This window comes from Thalassotalea sp. PS06, assembly GCF_007197775.1.
GTDB lineage: Bacteria > Pseudomonadota > Gammaproteobacteria > Enterobacterales > Alteromonadaceae > Thalassotalea_A.
Genome location: NZ_CP041638.1, coordinates 3,508,377 through 3,528,623, shown reverse-complemented (window position 1 = coordinate 3,528,623; position 20,247 = coordinate 3,508,377). Strand labels below are relative to the sequence as shown.

General features: G+C 44.2%; 17 protein-coding genes. 5 read left to right on the top strand and 12 right to left on the bottom strand.

Annotated features, from left to right (window positions below):
- Positions 1-184: 184 nt before the first annotated feature.
- The 5 genes from FNC98_RS15640 to FNC98_RS15620 all read right to left on the bottom strand — a co-directional run bounded on the left by FNC98_RS15640 (position 185) and on the right by FNC98_RS15620 (position 7,300).
- A complete protein-coding gene (locus FNC98_RS15640) occupies positions 185-1,660 on the bottom strand; it encodes an SLC13 family permease (protein WP_144035204.1) in 1,476 nt (491 codons plus the stop codon).
- 61 nt (positions 1,661-1,721) lie between these two features.
- Positions 1,722-4,754, bottom strand: coding sequence for a TonB-dependent receptor domain-containing protein (locus FNC98_RS15635; RefSeq protein ID WP_313904108.1), 3,033 nt, complete (start codon positions 4,752-4,754; stop codon positions 1,722-1,724).
- A 105-nt stretch (positions 4,755-4,859) separates the two neighbouring features.
- Positions 4,860-5,207, bottom strand: a complete 348-nt coding sequence (locus FNC98_RS15630) for a FecR/PupR family sigma factor regulator (RefSeq protein ID WP_144035203.1) — start codon at positions 5,205-5,207, stop codon at positions 4,860-4,862.
- Entirely contained in the window at positions 5,207-5,767 is a 561-nt protein-coding gene (locus FNC98_RS15625) for a sigma-70 family RNA polymerase sigma factor (RefSeq protein ID WP_144035202.1), read from the bottom strand. The genes FNC98_RS15630 and FNC98_RS15625 overlap by 1 nt, the downstream gene beginning before the upstream one ends.
- Before the next feature lie 135 nt (positions 5,768-5,902).
- Entirely contained in the window at positions 5,903-7,300 is a 1,398-nt protein-coding gene (locus tag FNC98_RS15620) for a lyase family protein (RefSeq protein WP_144035201.1), read from the bottom strand.
- Positions 7,301-7,454: 154 nt separating this feature from the next.
- On the opposite strand from FNC98_RS15620, the gene FNC98_RS15615 reads away from it, so the two are divergent.
- Together FNC98_RS15615 and FNC98_RS15610 are read left to right on the top strand one after the other, a co-directional pair.
- On the top strand, positions 7,455-8,279 hold the full coding sequence (locus FNC98_RS15615) for a DUF4886 domain-containing protein (protein ID WP_144035200.1): 825 nt from the start codon (positions 7,455-7,457) through the stop codon (positions 8,277-8,279).
- A 15-nt stretch (positions 8,280-8,294) separates the two neighbouring features.
- A complete protein-coding gene (locus FNC98_RS15610; RefSeq protein ID WP_144035199.1) occupies positions 8,295-9,515 on the top strand; it encodes a M14 family metallopeptidase in 1,221 nt (406 codons plus the stop codon).
- A gap of 45 nt (positions 9,516-9,560) precedes the next feature.
- On the opposite strand, the gene FNC98_RS15605 is transcribed toward FNC98_RS15610, so the two are convergent.
- Positions 9,561-10,034: a DUF6174 domain-containing protein gene (locus FNC98_RS15605; protein WP_144035198.1), complete on the bottom strand. Its 474-nt coding sequence runs from the start codon at positions 10,032-10,034 to the stop codon at positions 9,561-9,563.
- 347 nt (positions 10,035-10,381) lie between these two features.
- On the opposite strand from FNC98_RS15605, the gene FNC98_RS15600 reads away from it, so the two are divergent.
- Positions 10,382-13,003: a PKD domain-containing protein gene (locus tag FNC98_RS15600; RefSeq protein ID WP_144035197.1), complete on the top strand. Its 2,622-nt coding sequence runs from the start codon at positions 10,382-10,384 to the stop codon at positions 13,001-13,003.
- A gap of 66 nt (positions 13,004-13,069) precedes the next feature.
- On the opposite strand, the gene FNC98_RS15595 is transcribed toward FNC98_RS15600, so the two are convergent.
- A complete protein-coding gene (locus FNC98_RS15595; protein ID WP_144035196.1) occupies positions 13,070-14,074 on the bottom strand; it encodes an MBL fold metallo-hydrolase in 1,005 nt (334 codons plus the stop codon).
- Positions 14,075-14,343: 269 nt separating this feature from the next.
- Between FNC98_RS15595 and FNC98_RS15590 the strand changes: the two genes are divergently transcribed.
- Both FNC98_RS15590 and FNC98_RS15585 read left to right on the top strand, forming a co-directional pair.
- Entirely contained in the window at positions 14,344-14,802 is a 459-nt protein-coding gene (locus FNC98_RS15590; protein WP_144035195.1) for a hypothetical protein, read from the top strand.
- Positions 14,765-15,019: a helix-turn-helix transcriptional regulator gene (locus FNC98_RS15585; RefSeq protein WP_409574560.1), complete on the top strand. Its 255-nt coding sequence runs from the start codon at positions 14,765-14,767 to the stop codon at positions 15,017-15,019. The genes FNC98_RS15590 and FNC98_RS15585 overlap by 38 nt, the downstream gene beginning before the upstream one ends.
- 36 nt (positions 15,020-15,055) lie before the next feature.
- Here FNC98_RS15585 and FNC98_RS15580 read toward each other — a convergent pair whose 3' ends face one another.
- The 5 genes from FNC98_RS15580 to FNC98_RS15560 form a co-directional block, all read right to left on the bottom strand.
- Positions 15,056-15,313, bottom strand: coding sequence for a hypothetical protein (locus FNC98_RS15580; protein ID WP_144035194.1), 258 nt, complete (start codon positions 15,311-15,313; stop codon positions 15,056-15,058).
- A gap of 266 nt (positions 15,314-15,579) precedes the next feature.
- Positions 15,580-15,942, bottom strand: coding sequence for a hypothetical protein (locus FNC98_RS15575; protein WP_144035193.1), 363 nt, complete (start codon positions 15,940-15,942; stop codon positions 15,580-15,582).
- Positions 15,943-15,954: 12 nt separating this feature from the next.
- On the bottom strand, positions 15,955-16,887 hold the full coding sequence (locus FNC98_RS15570) for a peptidylprolyl isomerase (RefSeq protein ID WP_144035192.1): 933 nt from the start codon (positions 16,885-16,887) through the stop codon (positions 15,955-15,957).
- A gap of 129 nt (positions 16,888-17,016) precedes the next feature.
- A complete protein-coding gene (locus FNC98_RS15565) occupies positions 17,017-18,474 on the bottom strand; it encodes a sodium/proline symporter (RefSeq protein WP_144035191.1) in 1,458 nt (485 codons plus the stop codon).
- A 391-nt stretch (positions 18,475-18,865) separates the two neighbouring features.
- Positions 18,866-19,840 (bottom strand): transposase, encoded by a 975-nt coding sequence (locus FNC98_RS15560; RefSeq protein ID WP_144035190.1) that lies wholly within the window; start codon positions 19,838-19,840, stop codon positions 18,866-18,868.
- Between the last annotated feature and the right edge of the window lie 407 nt (positions 19,841-20,247).

Sequence of the window (20,247 nt, the reverse complement as noted above, 5' to 3'; positions counted from 1 at the left end):
TTGGCAATTATATCAACAGTATAGTTCAATAAATTAGGCTGGCAAGCAAAGTGTTTGGGAGGATATACATCAGAGATTATGAGCAGTGACAACGAAATTTCAGAGTTTCCAGCACTATAATACCTTGTGTAAAAAAGCCGAGAATATTCCAACTTCTCGGCTTGTTAGGATTGCGAGATTAATGTTATATCAATATTGAAGGAGCCCACCAGATACCAAGAATAGAAATTAGTATCAAACCGATAATATTCAGCATCACACCTGCTCGCACCATCTGTGGAATTGTCAGCTTTCCTGAGGCAAAAACAATGGCATTTGGTGGTGTTGCAACGGGAAGCATAAAGGCACAGCTTGCCGCGAGGGTTATAGGAACACATAACAATAGCGGGTTAATGTCACCCTGAATCGCAATAGCCCCCATTACCGGTAAAAAGGTTGCTGTTGTTGCCAGATTACTGGTTATTTCCGTCAGGAATATTACCAGAGCAGTTGCTGCTAGTATCAGGAACAAAATACCGAATGCGCTGATCGGTGTCAGGCTTTCTCCGAGCCATTGTGCTAACCCCGACGACGAGAATGCACTTGCTAAACTCAGACCACCACCAAATAGCACCAGTACACCCCAAGGTAGCTTATTAACATCGTGCCAGGTCATTAGTTGAGCCTGAGATTTACTGCCACTTGGTAGTATAAATAACAGCATTGCTGCTGCCATGACGATGCCAGTATCAGACAGCCCCTCGACGCCCAAATAGCTAGTTAAAGGACGACGAACCATCCACAGCAATATGACGATAGCAAATACGATCGCGACTCGCTTTTCCGGTTTAGTGATAGGGCCCAGCTCGTCCCGTAAATGCTGCAAATGTTGGCGAACTTTATCGCTTTCCGGGATATTAACTTTATACAGGAGTCGGGTCAGGGCAATCCATGCCAAAGGTAGCATAATGATCATCACAGGCACGCCCACTGCCATCCAGCTGGCAAAAGAAATTTCGATACCATAGTTTTCTTGCACAAACGCAGCCAAAAGAGCGTTAGGTGGTGTACCTACCAGGGTTGCGAGTCCACCAATAGTCGCCGCATACGCCAGACCCAATAGCATAGATATCTGGAATGAGGCTTTTTCTTTATCGGTCAGATTGGTGGCGTTTTCGGTAATAACAGACGCCACCGACAGGGCTATCGGCATCAACATCATGGTTGTTGATGTATTGGTCATCCACATTGATAACAGAGCTGCAACTACCATAAAACCAAGAATCAGTTTTCGTCCATCGGTACCGGTATGAGTGAGAATAAGCAACGCCAATCGTTTATGCAGGTTCCATCGCTCTACCGCAAGAGCAAGAACAAAAGCTCCTAAAAATAAATAGATGATCGGGTTTGAGTACGGCATCGCCGCTTCTTTTGCGGTGGAAATTCCCAGCAAATGAAAGGTTACTAATGGTAAGAATGCGGTGACAGGAACGGGGACGGCTTCGGTAGACCACCAAACCGCCATCCAAATTGCTACCGCAGCCGTTTTCCAAGCCACCGGATCCATCGTGGTTTGGTACTGGCTGAAAATCATCATTAGCGCAAACAGCGCAGGGCCGAGTATTAGGCCAATATCCTGGTAACTCGCTCGAGTAGCGGAATAAGAAGTATGTTCAGACATGAAAATTTATCATTATTATTTAGGAAGATACCCCCTTCAATTTAATTGAAGGGGGATAAGGTTACAACGACGCTTTCAGTTCAAGATAGAAGGATCTACCATAATCTGAGTGGGCATCGGCAAAGTAACCAAAGAAGCGATCCGCTAACGGTGCTCTCTCATCGGTTAAGTTTTTGACACCTAAGCGCACCTGAGAATTGCTACCCAAAACGTCAAACTTATAATCAAAACTCGCATTATAAGTTGTCATTGACGGGATTTCATAGCGAGTGCCATCTTCTAAGGTTAACGAGCTCTGGTAGAAACTACCCACTTTAAAGGCGCTAAGCGATGCACCGAAGGAGTCAGTATACCAACGGAATTTCGCCGAGTGACGCTCATCCTGGTTGCCATCCATATTTATCAGATCAGCAAATCCCGCAACCGGATAATTGGCAGGAATAGCACCGCTGTTCTGAGCTTCAACAAGAATAGCGGCATCACCGCCAGCATCTTGCTCATAGGTTTCCAGGAAAGAACCGTTGTACTTTATGTCAAAAGTACCAACAGATGTGTCAATGTTGTAGTAAATACCCACGTCAAATCCTTCAACAGTACGATCATCAAGGTTTGCGTACTGGTCATTGATAAATTTGATTGGGCCTGCCGGACAAATACCTGCATTTTGATAAACCGCCAACTCGTCAGCGTCTAAATCGGCATTTTCACGTTGTACGGCACCGTTAAACGTCATATCACAATTTGCAGTACCGGCATCAAGGCGATAAACCAGATCTAGCAAGGTATGGTTCTCTTCACCAAACAGACCAATGGTGTCTTCTTTTTTGATGGACCAGAAATCAACCGTTAGAGACAGGCTATCGGTCGGTGTCCAGGCCAAACCAATAGAAGTATTGGTGGATTTCTCTGGTTTTAGCTGATCGCTACCCTGAGCAATACGCTGCGTTGAATTGGTACAGTCAAGGATATCCTGATCCGGATCGCCGCCATTATCTGCAGCATACTCACAAGCCCAGTCGGTACGGGTATTGTTACGGGCAACAATATCTTCGTTAACCGTAATCAGGTTTGGCGCACGGAACGCCTCAGACCACGAACCACGAAGTAATAACTGTTCGAGCGGGCGCCAGCCAAAGGCCACTTTACCAACCGTGGTACTGTCGTCGATATCGTCAAAATCTTCATATCGCAACGCCAGCTGCACATCTAAATTTTCAAGAACCGGAATTTGAACTTCCGAAAATAGTGAGGTTACCTGACGTTCACCCTCGTTATCAGGCGTCGGACTGGAGTTAACTACATCAGAAACGAAAGGATAGGTATCACCTTCTTTGTCGGTAAACACTATCGTGCCATCCAAGCGATCATCGCGGTCGTCAACAAAACTTTCTTTGCGCCACTCAAATCCCGCCAAAAATGCTACCGGACCTGCCGGTAATTCAAATAAGTCGGCATTAGAAAACTTAATATCAAAAGTAGTGAGCTTGGTTTCACTGTTGCGGGTTACATCAATCAAAGCGCGTTCGATATTGGAATTTACACCGCCAGAGAATGGATTGTATGCCGCCGGCGTTGGATCATTAAGTGCTTCCTGCATCAGGGAATTTGATACACGATTTCTGGTAATGTCTTCTTTGTTCGCCTCGGAATGTGAGACTGCGGTTTCCCAATCCCAATCACCGACAACACCACGGAATCCTTGTAAAAAGCGATAGGTATCGCCATCGTTATCAACAATTCTTGGTAATTCCGCAAAGCGGTAATTATCAAGAACAATATCAAAACCCTCATCAGGGAAAGTACCAGTAATCGATTCATCAAGACGATTTGGTGAACCCAAGGCACCGAACGGGTTGTAGTAGTTATTGGCTGACAACACTAACTCTGAGGTAGAGAAGGATGCGGATGCATGACGCACCGTATTGGTTTCAGATTTGTAGAACGACAGTTCGGTAAAAGATTCTAAGCCACTGTCAAATTCGTGATTAACGAACACAAACACGTTATTGCGCTGCAATTCAGAGCGCAGGTCACGTCCTATGGCGTTAAAGTTATGGCGATAAAATCCAGCAATGTCATCGGAAATGCCGCAGGTGTATTGGTTTAGCTGATAGCCCTGGGCACATAGTGGGTCATTGATTGGATAAGCATGAAACTCACCACCTGAATCTACTAGGCCATTATTGTCCAGATCCCCCTCGTTACCGGGAACAATATCAAATTTACCAAAAAGCGAATTGGCGCTGTCATTTCGAAAATCGGTGCTATCGGCCCACAGAGAGCCTTCTGGAAGGCGGCTGCGAAAATCAGAATCTGACCAACGTTCATCGTCTAGCGAGCTGATGCGATCTCGATCGTAGAAGCTATAAAATACGCTGACATTGGTAGCGCCATCATTGAAATCTTTACCGGCTTCGATAGAGAAAGAGCGACTGCCGCGATCGAAATTATCAAATTCAGAAACCTTGCCGCGGAAGGTGAAACCTTCGTAATTACTCTTCAGCACATGGTTAACAACACCAGCTACCGCATCAGCACCATAAATCGCCGATGCGCCATCGCGTAATACTTCGACACGCTGTAAACCGACAACAGGGATGGTATTGGAGTTCACCGAATTTACCGGAACAAAGCTTCCGCCAACTTCTTCGGTCTGATAGGTCGCTGAGTTGACCATGCGACGACCGTTTAATAGAACCAGAGTATTACCGGTGCCCAGGTTGCGAAGGTTAAAAGCACCGACGTCGCCTCGAGCTGCATTTACGCCACCGCTGATGTTTTCGGCTTCATTAAAAAAGTTTTGGCCATTTTCCGGGATCAGGCTCATTAGCTCATCACCAGAATCAACCCCAAGCGTTTCGATGTCTTCGGCATTTACTACGGATACTGCTAGCGCTTCACTAATTGCACCACCGCGGATTTGCGTACCTACCACCGTAATGGTTTCAACCTCAGATTCATTCGCCTCAGTATTGTTGGCCTCTTCAGCGGCCATGGTTGGCATCGCAAATAATAGCGAACCAAGACATAGTGCTTTACGCACCGATAGATTTAAGAAAGAACGGTTAAACCCCGTTGTTTGTGTAGACTTCATTACACTCCCCTGATTTTTATGTGTTTTTATAGTTATCTATAATAAAACGCACCAGAGAAATGATTCCCCTATTGAAGTAGTAATTTATTTTTGCAAGCAATGAATTTAGAAAGCTGAAGCAATGAAGCCAATAGCGATAAAGGCGATTGCCCAACAGGAGTATTGTCCATATCGACTTTGCTCCGGATGTTGTGGGGCTGAAAGGGTATTGGTGACGAGATCCAGGGCCAAAGGTTGTTCCCCAGGTTGTGTGTCGAGAAAGTTGCTTTTCGCCCAGAATTCAGAGAGTTCTTCAAACGCCCACAAATGGGTTAGATCAGCACTCAACCAGGCCTGAAAAGCTTCCTGCTCGTGTTGATCCATTTCGCCGCTATCCAGCTTAGCTATCCATTGCATTGCTTCATCAGCGACTTTGTCAGGAACGCCAATGGCTAACCATTCTTCCAGAGACATTAAGCAACCTCTGAGGCAGAATTCTTTACTGACTTTTGAGGTTTAGCGCGCTGCTTGAACTCCTGCATTACGTATTCCCGACAAAGTTTCATCGCTTTGGTAATATGATTTTCAACAGTTTTTGTTGAGATATTTAGCTGCGAAGCAATCTCTTTATGGGATTGATGTTCGACTTTTCTCAGTAAGAATACCTGTCGACAGGTTTTCGGTAAATTTTCTACAGCGGCTGCTAACAGGCGTTTGTCATCTTCCTGCCTAATTCGCTCTTCGTTACTGATCTGTTTGAGTCGGTCATGATCGAGATCATATACGCTGCGTATCGATGAACGCACTACGTTATTGTGGCGCAGCTTACTAATGGTAAGATTTCTGGCGATTCGAAAAAGTAACGCCTGAGGGTTTTCAATCACTTTTTCCTGGCGAATTTCGAATAAACGCAAATAAGCTTCCTGAACTATGTCTTCAGCGTCATCCTGACTTACCAGCTTTAACAAAGACGCAGTTAATTTTGCTTTTGTCTGCCTGGAGAAATCAGAAAACCATTGGTTATTATCGTCCATAGATTTAATTAACTTATTGTTTTTATTTGATGTTAATGTGCCTTTGCTGACAAGGTATGGTTACCTGACAATCATGTCCATTTTTACAGCGCATACCCAATATAATGAATTTTCAACAGAATGTATAACCTAGGTTCAAGAGGTTGTGTTTGGATCTGTTTTCCGCATTTTCAGACAGTAATCTATAACTGCCAGGGTTTGCTCACGCGCCAGGCCCGTGTAGGTTGTGGGATCAAAAATTTCATCGATTTTCCTGTCGCTTAGAACCTTGCTTATTTCAGGCCTGGCGATAACGAATTCTTTGAGATCGCGATTTTCCTGCAAAGCCTGATTGGCGAGGGTATGAATTAAATCATTGGCGGTTGTTTTCCCCAGATGCGGGGCAAGTGCAAATACCAGACGTTGCGACATTACCAGGCCATTGGTTTTCATAACATTATTTTTCATGGTCTGGTCATTAATTTTTAACGCCGACAACAAGGCTTTCGCCGTGTGCAACATCTGCTCTGAGTTTATCGATATATCTTCAAGAACTCGATTTGGTCTTGAGGTATTGTCGCGTTCATAAAAATTGATCATATCGTCACTGATAACTTCCGCCAGTCGGGGAATGGAACGTGAATACTGGATAAGTGCTTCGGATTTACTCGGATTTTTCTTATGGGGCATGGTGCTGCTGCCTACGGCGGATTTTCTTCGAATTTCTTCAACTTCTCCAACATCGGTACTTTGTAAGAGAAAAATTTCCTGACCGATGCGGCCGTATGAACGACTGATCATTGCCAGTAGATATCCGTAGTGGGCAAAGATATCGCGACTACCGTGCCAGTCACTGATATAGGGTTGTGGTGATAACCCCAATTCGCGACTAAATATTTGCTCCAGTTCCATTCCCTGATCACTCAGTCCTAAATAACTGCCTACGGCTCCTTTTAAAATAGCTGCTCGGGATAAGTCTTGATGCATTCGTTTTAGACGTTCAATGTTTCTGCGATTCTCACCTAGCCAGGTGCTGACTTTTTTACCAAAAGTAATCGGCAGGGCATGTTGACCTAAGGTGCGACCTATCATCAGAGTATCGGCATGCTCTTTGGCAAGCTCAATTAGCACTTGTTCGTTGTCACGCATAGCAGTAATTAAATGTTCAGTGCTGGCTCTTAATTGCAACACCAGCAAGGTGTCATAGATGTCAACGGTAGTTGCGCCAAAATGCATGTATTGGTCTGCACCATGGTCGAGTTGTCGCTGCCAGACATTTAACAAAGCAACCATACGATGGCGCACGACTTGATATTCTTTTTTAAGGTCGTCGGCGGCAACATACTTGCTATCGGCTTTATTGGTGAGTTCTTCGGCTGCCCAGTCGGGAATGATACCCAATTCAGCCTGAGCTCTCGCCAGTGCGGCTTCAATGGATAAAATTTGTTGAGTTGCATAACGTTCGGTAAACACGCTTTCTACCGGTTTCTTGGCATAAGCTCCAGAGCATAAAAACAGCAGCAAAGCCAACCCAAGAAAGGATTTAGATATCATTATTAATTGCCAGATTTTTTCAGTAACGTCGTTAGGGTTATAAACGATTTACCGACCAAAAACCCCTATTTTTAAATTGCTTTACCAGATAGATTTGAATCTGCTAAGTTGAAAAACAAACGGTTTTTCTTCAGGTGAATGTTGGAATGAACAAATGAAACTGAAATCAAATGTTGCGATAGCGATGCTGATGTTGCTGATCTCCACCAGTACCTTGGCGACCGATTCTAAACAGCCGCAAAATCGAGATAGCACTGCTCAAGTTGTCGAACGGGCTTTGTTTGTCGGCAATAGTTTTAGTTATTTCAACAATGGTATTCATAATCATTATTCGAGCTTAATCAAGGCTGCAGGCGACTGGCAAAAAGGCGAGCATGGAAATCGATTGCTTACACTTTCTGGCGGTCGGTTGGTAGAACAGATGGATGCGGTTTCGGCCGTATTGGCGAGTCAGGGGGAAGAAACATTTGACGTCGTGGTATTGCAGGAACACTCCACAGGGGCAATTCGTCAATCAACGCAATTGAGCTTTTTCCAGTCGGTAGAAACGCTGTCAAAACAAGCCCGTGCAAGTGGCGCTGAGCCAATACTTTTTATGACCTGGGCATATCGCAATAAGCCCAATATGCTTAGTGGTATCGTCAAAGGCTATGAGCAGGCGGCAGGTGTTAATGGTTTGCGTATTGCACCGGTTGGATTGGCTTTTGATAAAGTTCGCGCAACTTACCCGAATATCAATCTCTACGTCGCTGATATCATTGGTTTTGATAAGCAAGGCAAAATTCGTTATTCAGAAAACCTTAAACATCCTAGCCTGGCGGGAACTTATTTAGCAGCGTGCGTGTTTTACGCGGTGTTGCAGGGCAAATCCCCTCAGGGTTTGAATTATAACCCTGGATTACCTCGAGCTGATGTGGAAAAACTGCAGGCTATCGCCTGGCAGGTAGTCAGTGAATTTAAACAAGTGGCAATGGAATAAAAGCAGGCAATATTAATGCAGATAAAATCATCTAACAAACATGCGAATCCATATATGGTATTGACTTCCCTGATATTTATCTTGTCGGGTTGTGGTGCCTCGATGGATGGCCAGACAGACACTAGTCTGCTCGAAAATGCTCAGTGCTCAGATGGTTCAACGGTAATAAGTAAGAACTTTGCAACCGGTCAGTTTCAGTATTGTCAGCTAAACAGCAATGGTACTTTCCTCGTTAAACTATCTCCAGAGTCAGAACCTATCAATCCTAGTCCCTGGTATGCGTTTAACGTTGCTGGAACCGATAAACAAGCAGTGGTCGTTGAACTGGATTTTGGCACATACGATTATCGCTACTGGCCGAAAATCAGTAGTGACAGAATTCACTGGAAGTCGCTGTCCCCAAAAAATGTAGAAGTGCAATCTGAGGGCAGACGTTTGCAACTGACGATTTCACAACCGGGTGATGTTTATATCGCAGCGCAGCCGGTTGTTGATAATCAAGATTATCAACGGTGGATTGGGCAATTGCAAAGTCAGTTTTCCGGGCTGATGGCTCCTTCGATTGGAAAATCAACATCTGGCAGACCATTACCTTCGATAACGCTTGTTAACCCGCAAGCAGAACACTCGATTGTTATTCTTGGACGACAGCATCCACCAGAAGTTACCGGGGCATTGGCGTTACAAAGCTTTATTGAAACCTTGTTGTCTGATCAAGTCGTTGCTAAAAACTTTCGGGAAAAATTTAACATACTTGTTCTGCCGAACTTAAATCCTGATGGGGTGGATAACGGATTTTGGCGATTAAATGAAAACTTTGTGGATTTAAACCGAGATTGGGGACCATTTAAACAACCAGAAACCAGTCAGGCGATAGCAGCGATTGAAGCGTTTATCGGTGATAACGACATGGTATCTATGCTTGATTTTCATTCCACCAAAAAAAATATTCTTTACACGCAAAAAGATGGTCAGAGTCGGTACCCGCTATTTGCTGATGGTTTCCATAAGGCGATAAATAGCCTGTTACAGAGTACTTCAGCTCCTGAATTAATGGCTAGAAAGGGGTCGCACAACCCGAATCTGAATACGGCGAAAAGATACTTTTATGAACGCTATGATATACCGTCGATAACCGTAGAATTGAATGATTATAATACTCAGGTGACGGCAAATAATCTGGGTGAAAGCATTGCCCTTGCTTATATGCAGCAGTTGTTAAGCACTGTGCAATAGTGTTAACAAAAAGCCGGGTCACCCCGGCTTTGCTAAAGTCTGCAATTAGTTAAAATCGAAAATTCTGTATTCATAGCTATCGCATTGTTCCGAAGAATAATCGATCGCAAAGTTTACTGGGTAACCTAATGTGCTATCAAACACCGGTGGACTATCATCATTGCTAGAGGCGGTCAGAGTAATTTCGTCATCGAGTAAAATCGCATAGAAGGCGAAAAACCAATCGCTAATCGTTAACGCATCTTCGAAATCGATATCCACACCTGTCTCGGTCATAAATGCATCGACGATCTCATTATCTTCCACTCGATAGGTTATTGCCGGTATCTCGTCGGTTACTGGGCAATCGGTGAATCTAACCTGCATGGTAAATTGATAGTCCATCAGCTCCTGGGATTGCCAAAGCTGCTGGTTCTCTGAGATAAGTTTTTGCAAATTGATTTCTGACTCTTCATCCTTGCTATCTCCGCCACACGCAGAGAGAAAAATTACAGCGGAAAATAATAGCGCTCGTTTCATAAACACAGATGTCCTTGTTGTTATTAATATTTATCCATTCTTGTATGGTGAGGGCACGAATGATTGTTGACCCTGATTTGCAGGGCAGAACCATACTAGCACACCTTTGGTTATTGTCATCCGCTGAATTCACCATGGTTTTATCCACTCATACAAAAAATTAGTCAGTTAACAAGCATGTAAGGCGGATGGATATTGGCGTAAAGCGGAAAGATAACGGTATTTTTGCAAAGATTAAGTGTTGAAAAATGCTACAAATTGCTACAAATCTCAGCTTTTCTCGTATTAAGTCCTGAACAAGAATTCAGTATGATTTTTCGTACTATAACGAATAATAATTACATCTTATGTCTGTGAAATCTTTTTGTGCCGCTGCGGTGTTGTCGGCCCTTTCCGTGGGAACGATGGCAAGCTCAAATCCACACACCTTGTCGACGTTTCAGAAAAATCGAATCGAGTACCTGCAAACTCAACAATTTTACCTGGTTAGCAGCAACAACCAAGCCTTGTTGAATCGGGTAAAAATCTCCTATCACAATCAGTTGGAAGGCTCGACAGAAGCGGGATTAATTTTGCAATTAAACGCAAAACAGATAGCTGACTTAACTGGCGCTGGTGTGCAGGTTAGTCCTGCCAGTCAATGGCAGGGGGAACAGATAAATCAGGTTAAGGGTTGGAGTTCACTGATCCCGGCCGGGCAGGCGATATTATATCAGGGTGATATCAATGCCGATGCAGATTCAGGTAGTGACACCATTGAGCATTTCCCTTGCTACAAGACGGTTGAAGCAACCTATCGTGCGGCGCAACAAATGGCCGAAGCTCATCCAAATCTGGTGCAATGGCAGGATATCGGCGATTCCTGGGAAAAAGTGAATGGTTTTGGCGGTTATGACCTGATGGTCTTAACACTGGGAGAAACCAGTGACGAAGATAAACCCATATTGTTTATTCATGCATCCATGCATGCCCGTGAATACGCGCCGGCCAAGCTCGCTTTGGACTTTGCTGAAGAGTTAGTGGATCAGTATGTAAATGATGGCGATCACGCCTGGGTGCTCAAGCGACATCAGGTGCAGTTGTTATTGATGATGAATCCAGACGCTCGTAAAAAAGCGGAAACTGGCTTGAGTTGGCGAAAGAATACCAATCAAAATTTTTGTGCCAGCGACGATGAATTGATAGGCGTAGATTTAAATCGAAACTTTACCCACACCTGGGGCAAAGGCGAAGGTTCAAGTGATGACGAGTGTAATCTCACTTATCATGGACCAATGCAGGCCTCTGAGCCAGAGACTCAGGCAGTTGAAGCCTATCTGCGTAACTTATTTTCTGACAATCGTGGACCGCTTGAAACTGATGCCGCACCAATCACTACCCAGGGTATGCATATCGACCTGCATAGCTATGGAGAATTAGTCCTTTATCCTTGGGGGCATACTTACAACAAAGCGCCAAATGCGGTTGAACTTGCAACATTAGCAAGAAAATTTGCCTTCAAGAATGACCATAGCCCAATGCAATCCATCGGTTTATATGCCACCGATGGCACCAGTGAAAGCATTAGTTACGGTGAATTGGGTGTTCCCCATTTTACCTTTGAACTTGGTGGCAGGTTCTTTGAAACTTGCGACCAATACGAGAACCAGATCCGCGATAAAAACATCGATGCGCTGCTTTATGCGAGTAAGGTGGTTCATGCACCTTATATTCTTCCTAAAGGTCCAGAAATAACTGACATTATCATCAATGGTGTCACTGATGCTCTGGTAACCAAGGGTACAGAATTAGAGATTTCAGTGGTGGCCGATGACAACATGTTCAAGGTTGAACAGGCCATGCAGCAAACCAGTTATGAGTCTTTTCAAAATATTGCCAAGGTGCAATATAGTTTGAATCAGCACCCAGATGATGAACATGCCGAAGTTCACGAGTTGACGGCAGTTGATGGTGGCTTTGATGCATCGCAGGAGTTCGCCAGCACCGTATTGGCGACCGACCAACTGGAAGCGGGTAAGCATGTTCTGTATTTTCGAAGTCAGGATGCCGATGGCAACTGGGGAACGGTCAGTGCCCGAGCTTTTGAAATCGGTGACAATGCGTCACCTGTGGCTGATTTTAGCGTGCAATGTCGGGACTTAGTCTGCGAATTTGATGCCGCGCCAAGTTACGACCCCGATGGCAATATTCAACGCTATTTTTGGGAAGTTTCCGGTGATGAGCCGGTAACGACAGCAAAAGTAGCAAAGACATTCTCTTTACCGGGAAGTTATGAGGTTAGGTTAACCGTATTAGACAATCAGGGAATGTCTGGCCAAAGCCGTGAAACGGTGACGGTCAATATTTCTAACCAGATGCCAATGGCAGTTGCAGACATTAGCTGTGAAGGCCTGAAATGTTCGTTTGATGCCAGTAATAGTGCCGATCCTGATGGCGAAATCGTCTCCTACTATTGGCAGCTTGGTGATGGCGCAACAGCGACTGGAGCCATAGTCGAACATGACTATCAACAACCGGGTGAATTTGCTGTCTCGCTTATGGTCGAAGATGATAAGGGCTTGACCCAGGTCGCTCAGCAAAATGTTTTGGTGGAAAAAAACAATGAAGTGCCAGTGGCGATATTTTCCGCCCAGTGTGAAAATCTCAGTTGTACCCTCGATGCTAGCGCAAGTCAGGATGTCGATGGAGAGATTACTGCATATACCTGGTATTTAAATGGTGAAGTGATTGGTCAGGCGCAAGTACTTAACTATACCTTCTCGGCCGCTGGAGGCTATGAGGTTACCCTTATGATTGCCGATAATGACGGCGCCGAAGCGCAATTTGCCAATCAGGTCATTGCCGAAACTAGCTCTCAAACGGGCGCTGAAAATAACCTTGATGATAACGGCGGTAAATCTTCGGGAAGTCTGAGTTGGTTATCACTATTGGCTTTGATGCTGTTACGTACAATGCGAACCCGACAATAGTTTGTTCCTTCAATATCATTAAAAAATCCCGGCACTGCCGGGATTTTTCTTAAAGCGGTTTAAGTGTTATTGCTGCAGAAAAATGGTCCCGCCGATTTCCATGGTTACAAAGGGGGCATCCAGCACACCTTGTTTCTTCTCTAACCACTGTTTTGGCTCCATTACCGGTTCTGCGGTTAGCGGAAACGTGCCCCAATGCATACCGACAGAAAAATCCGATTGAATATCCTTATGGATTTCCACCGCTTCATCGACATTAACGTGATAGAGTTTCATAAATGAACGGGGTGCGTAGGCACCAATTGGAATTAATGCCAAATCAAATCCACCAAAGCGTTTACCAATATCTTTAAAGTCATGGGGATTGTAGCCGGTATCTCCGGCAAACCAGACTTTCCTGTCACCTATGGTTATCGCCCAACTTGCCCAGTGCACGGTGTTGCGATCGAATAGGCTTCTTGCTGACCAGTGTTGGCTGGGTGTCGCGGTAAATGTCACGCCTTGATAGTTGGCCTGTTGCCACCACGGAAGTTCGCTTATTTTTTCACTGGCTACACCCAGATCCTCGAACAAAGCTTGCATCGCTTCGGGTACTAAAAACTTAACGTTTTTGTTAAGTGCCTTGATACTCTCTGTATCCAGATGATCATAGTGATTGTGGGAAATCACCACATAATCAATGTCCGGCAGGGCGTCGATGTTCAATGCGACTTCAGTGTAGCGCTTTGGTCCCGCAAAAGAGACTGGCGAGGCGCGATCCGAGAAAACCGGATCGGTGAGGATATTAATGCCCTGATATTGAATCAAGAAAGTCGAATGGCCAAGCCAAGAGACCTGCAGTTTATCTCCCGGGTTATTGATTTGTTCGATATCAATGTTGGTGACCGGAACCAAATCCGCCTGCTCGCTTGGATCTGCCCACTCTTCTTCACCAAAAAAACGCATCTTGGCAAACTCAAAAAAATTTTTATCCATGTGGGTCACATGGTTATTTTCAAAAATACGCTGTTCATCATCTGTCGTTTTACAGCCGCCAATTAATACACCGATAAGTAATATTATCGAGGTCATTGCAGGTAGTTTTAAGGCTGGGTGTTTGCAGTGTTTGATAATTGGTATCTCAGGTTTCGATAATGGCGGTAATGTTAAATACCAGCAGCTAAAGTTGGTGGATCAGTTTTTCGATACGTTATCCCGGTTTGTCGATAAATGTCAAATGAACATAACATCATGTAAAAAATGTTTGACATCTAATGCATGTCAAACTAACCTAACACCATGTCTAATATTTTTTACATCTATTTTGCACTCACAGGGCTCTAAAGCCTGGGGAATTGAACATGTCTTATAAAGAAAAAAGTGTCTGGGCGTCACTTCTACTGAATTTGGCCATTGCTAGTTATTATATTTTTCACTTGCAGGGCTTGCACGCAAACAGTCTTTTGACCGAGGAAACGTTGACAGATTTATTTGTTCGGATCGTACTGATGTTAGTCGTTTGGGAAATCATATTGCAGGCCACCCTGGCGTTGATTGATCACAAAGAGAGTGACAAAGGCGAAGATGAACGGGAGTCGATGTTTAAGCTAAGAGGCAATCGTAATGGCTATCACGTGCTTACCGCGGTAGTGTTTATGGCAATCTTCATTCTTTGGAAAGTAGACTTTAACGAGCATCGTCTGGCATTTAATGAGCTTTCAGCGGCGATGAATACCCTTAACATTCTGGTGGTAGGTGTGTTGGCAGCGGAAATCGTCAACTATGCCAGCCAGGTTTTTTATTACCGCCGAGGTTATTAATATGGCGAAAGTGATCAGCAATCATATTCGTCGTTTACGATTTGAGCATGATGAAATGACGCAACAGGCACTGGCAGATGCCATCAAAGTATCGAGACAAACGGTGGTTGCTATAGAGAAGGGTAAGTATTCGCCATCACTGGAAGTGGCGTTTAAGATCGCCGATGTATTCTCTACGCCGATTAATGAAGTATTTGAGTATCGACAGCAAGATTAATGGGTTGAACCTTGAGCGGGTTCAACCCAAAAGCGGTTAGCGACAGGTTGCAACCACTAAACGTTGATCGCCAATTCGAGTACGTTCATGTGGCTTATTGGTGACATTCCAGTCTGCTTCCCGGCGAATATTCTCGCGAATCGCTTTACCTTCACAGCGCTCTTCACTGGTATGGACGCTGTCGATGGTATTATCTGAATTGTACACCACATGCATTTGTGAGTTATTTTGTTGATTAACTGCGCTACAGGCGCTTAGAAAAACCGCCATTAGGCAGACAATAACTTTGTTCATGTGCATTCCCCCGTTTCGTCGTTCATTTTTAAAGTTAATATAAAAATCCTTTAAAATCAATAGATAAAGTAAAAGATACACGGTCTTTCGTAGTTTATCCTTAGTAATCAATGCTAACGAATACACAATTACCCGGCGTGAGTTAATTCCGCCGGTTTGTGATGAATAGTGAGACCATAAGGTTTTGGGGAAGGAGCGAATGGGAATGATAACGCTTTGCTGGCACGCCCATTCCCAGATTTCTGTATTTGGTTTTTGCTAGTGTTCTATTTTCGTGCTTTGCTATCGGAAAATGAACTTGGCAGGATATCAACCCCGACCCATTGACCGACTTTAATAACCACGGGAATGGTGATGGGTGCAAAAGGCAGGACCGCAAATACGCCAAGACCAATGCCTTTAAGCACATCAAGAAATTGCTCGTTAGCCTGAGCCAGCTGTTCCTTCGATGCCTGCCCTTTGGTGTATTGCCGATAAATGATCAGCATTTCCCGGGTTTCATCCTTTTCCTGATTTAACGCTGCCTTTAATAGTAGCATCTGCCTTTTCAGACTGATGCTACTGCGTTTGCGTTTAATTTTTATGGTACGAGCTGGCGCTTTTAGAATGAAATATCTGGCTTTAAACATTAACGCCAGATATTACTTTTTAGCAGTGCGTCGAAAACGTGCAAAGATACCTAATGCCAATAAGCCCCATAATGAGAAACTACCGCCACCGGATGAACTGTTGCTTTCACGCTCAGAGCGTGTAGGGTCTAGCGGGTAGGCGTCATTAACGTCAGCAACGCCGTCATTGTCATCATCGGTGTCTGCGTTGTTACCAATACCATCGTTGTCAGAATCTAACCATTCAGTTTCATCTTCTGGAAACGCATCTTCATCGTTTGGATAACCGTCGTGGTCAGTATCAGTGGTTGCAGGCGGTAATAACTCCAGATTGGTGTCGGTATTACTGTTCGTTACCGTAATCGAATCAATGATAACCAGATGCTCATTGGTAATATCTTCGCCTTCGGCCGGCAGACTGATCAAAGGCGCACTATCAAATGCACCGCCAAGGTTATAGCGTTCCAATGCATTGATAGCATCAACCACTTCCATGCCTTCAGCCATCACTACACCAAATACGGTAAAACCACCATTTTGAATATCGAGATTGGCGCTGTTGTCTTCGATATTAAAAAACCACTGGCTGGTGGCGCTATCTGGGTCGCCGCCTAACTTAGCCATGGCAATTGTGCCGCGGACATTAGAAAATACCGGTTCGTTGATGACAGGATCAAAGGCCGGTGTTACATCAACAGTGTTGTCTTCAACAAAGTAAGTAAATCCACCACCCTGGGTAACGAAATCAGGCACTGAACGGTGCACAATACTATTGTTGTAGCTACCAGCTTCTACGTAACTAAGGAAATTTGCTACGGTTTCAGGCGTTGAAGAATCAAACAGGTTTACATCGAAGTCACCCATGTTGGTTTTAAAGTGGACAACGGTTGCCTGGGCATTGGTGACAAATGCGGCTGCGGTTAATGCAAGTGCATTACACAAGAGTTTAGTTTTTGAAAATTTCATTAGCTTTTCCCAAAAATGGTTATTCTTTTAGGGCTGATGAGCCACCTTGTTTTGGTCGTTAATTACCCATCAGCGAGTACGAAGTTTTTATTATTTTGGCAAGAGTAATCGAAAAAGATGAAAAATTCATCAAGAATTCTCTGTAGCCCTTGATTTGTTTGTTTGCCCGGAGGGTTCAGGTGCTGGCAATCTTCCCAGATAAGCGATGTAAAATGCTAATACAAAAGGAATTATCCGCTCCGGATAATCTCCTGGTGGCGAATCAAATAAACTCAACAGAACAGCACCAAAAAATCCGACAAACATCGAAGTAAACGCCGCTTTGCCTGATATGGGTTTTCCCAGCAAGCGTACAATTAAAACCGGACCGAATGCTGCTCCGAGGGCGTTCCAGGCAAAGAGCACCCGGGAAAAAATATCTTCTGGAGCGAACAATGCGATTCCAACTGACAGGACACACATAATAGCCACAGTCAATCGTGAACCAAATAATGAGTGAGCCGCTTGTTCTTCACTGTGGCGGTTTTTCATATCATAGGAAATGGCGGATGCACTCACTAATAGCTGGCTATCTGCAGTGGACATGATTGCCGACAATATCGCCGCTATCATGATGCCAGCCACGACTGGTGGAAACAGTTGGTTGGTGAAATCTAGTAACGCCTGTTCACCGTTACTCACCGGTTCAATAATGACTTTTGCACACCAGCCAAGAGTCAACATGCCGGTAATGACCACCATTGACCAGCCAATGGCGATGACTTTTGCCTGTTGTACGGCGCGTTTGTCCCGCAGAGCCATCATCCGATTAACCACATGCGGCTGACCCGGATTACCCAGACCTATCCCCAATAAACCAATAACAAATGCCAGGCCGACCAAGCCAGAATGTGGACCGGTAAGGCGCATCTGCTCACTGCTAAAGGCTAGTGACATTTGTTGCCATAACTCACCCGGACCGCCAAGCGTTATTAAACCCGCCACTGGCAGGATCACTGCCGCACATGCCATTAATAATCCTTGCAAGGTGTCGGTAATACTCACCGCCCAGAAGCCGCCTAACAAGGTATAAATCAGAATGATAATGGCACCGGTAATGATGCTACCTTGCATGGACACATCGAAAGTGCTGGCGAAGGTGTTTCCCGCTGCTTGAAATTGCGCAGCGATATAAAAGGTGAATGAAAAGACGATACAGAATGTGGCCAGATACAGAATCGGTTTGCGCCATTGTCCGGTCTGATGAGCAATGAGCTCGGACAGAGTTATTGCCTGTTGTTCAGCCGCCAGTTTCTGCAGTCGCGGTGCTAGCCATATCCAGTTAAAGCAATAACCAAGCACCACAGCAGGGACTATCCAAATTGCTGAGACACCCATAGTATAAGCTGCACCGCTCATCCCCAATAATGTCCAGGCAGAAGACGCACTAGCCGCAGAACTCACTGCCGCTACCCAAGGTCCAAGAGTGCGACCACCAATAAAGTAATCCTCACTGCTTTTGGTGCGTTTCTGACTCCAAAAACCAATGGCGATAAGAATGAGTTTATAACCGATTAGGGTAATTAAGACGGTGGTCGAGTAGTCCATGCTGCTGCATTATTGTTATTTTTTAATCATCTAACCACAGTATCAGGGAAAACTCGAGCGAATAACTCTCAGGTGATGACATATGGCAGTATTGCGGAATAAAAACTCATTAAGCCACCCATACTTGATTCATTTTCATAAATCTAATTGTGACACCCATACTTGATTCATTTTCATAAATCCAATTGTGACACCCATACAAAATTCATTTTTTTTGATTAAATTGAGGGTTAATATTTTTGCAAAGCATTTTACGAGTGGCGCTGCTAGTCAGTCAGAGCACCCCAAGTTTACTTCAGGAAGAAGAACGCTTTCGACCGTTTCCAGGCGGAGGGAACTGAAAGCGCTTTGCTAGCTATTTAGAAGAAATAAAAAACTGAAACGATATTCGCTATCCAAGTAGCCTTTTACTTATTCCGATGTTCAATCTTCGCATCCTTTTTTGAATTTCAGAATGTTTGGTGAGTGAATCGATTGTCCCGACAGCACCTTTGAAGTAGGTATTAAATTTAGTGCTTAAAAGAAACCAGTTGAGTGGTGTCAGGTTCAAACTTTTAAGAGCATTTGGTGGCTTATATGAAATGACTTGATGATTTTCATTTACAATCGCAGATGCTGAAATTTCTAGTAAATCGATGTAATCATCCATCCGTAATGGAAGATAGGTTTCCGAATTTGACCCTAATTGCCCTTTAAAAGGTAGCAATGGTTTAATGCTCGAACGATTCAATGCTGCCTTGACGCGGCGTTTTATACTTGTATATTCGGAGTTGCTTGGCTTGTCAGATATGCCAGCACGTACAGGATTTAAATCCACATAGGCCATACAGGCTATCAACGCAGATTCATCCAGAAGAGCCTGACTGATAAATCGGCCCTCCCAAAAGCGACCAGTACATTCGTCTTCAGCATTTGCCATTCTTGCTATAGGTTCGTTTAATAGCCGCATGAACCAACTAATATCAGATAATCGCTTTCGATATGTGGCAATAGTTTTCTCCAAAGAATCACGTGCATATTCAGCAACAGGTTCGTTCTTTACGTATGATTGAGTGATCAAAGTTCCTTTACAAAGTTTATGCCATCGCTCAACCACTTCTAAATCAGATAACTTGGCTGATTTATCTTCATCGACATGAAGAACCACGTGACAATGATTACTCATGACGGCATAAGCGCAAACATCTATACAAAATACCTTTGCAAGAAAAAGCAATCTTTTCTCAATCCAGCCACGTCGGTGTTCATAGGACCGGTCCGATGCAATATCTTGACCGCATAAGTATGCGCGACGAACACATCGACTGATGCAGTGATAATACGGAGTGGCTTTCAGACATATTTGCTTATTGCGTGGTGTTGGCAAATCGAATCTCCTTGTTGTAACTATTTTCAGCGTAGCCAATCAGCGGAGATTGCTTTCTTGCGTACATATTTTTTACCGTATAGGTTCAAAGTATAATTTGCTATTAACAAAACTTCATTGCAAAGTTTCAGAGCGACTTGATATGGGTGTCTCAAGAAAAAAGATTACTAAATGATGAGAGAGAATTAAGCGATCACTAGTCATAAATGGGGATATAGAGGGATTGATATTGGGAGTGACTTTAATTCAATTGGATTTAATAACTGAATATTGGATGGCTTAGCAACCTTAAGTACAGCGTTGATTTCCTGTCCTAATGTGGGTGTCTTAGTTTGGGAAATATTAGTGATAAGGGTTGGTCACCGGATACTCATTTGGCGGTTTAAAGAAAAAGGGCCTGATAGAAA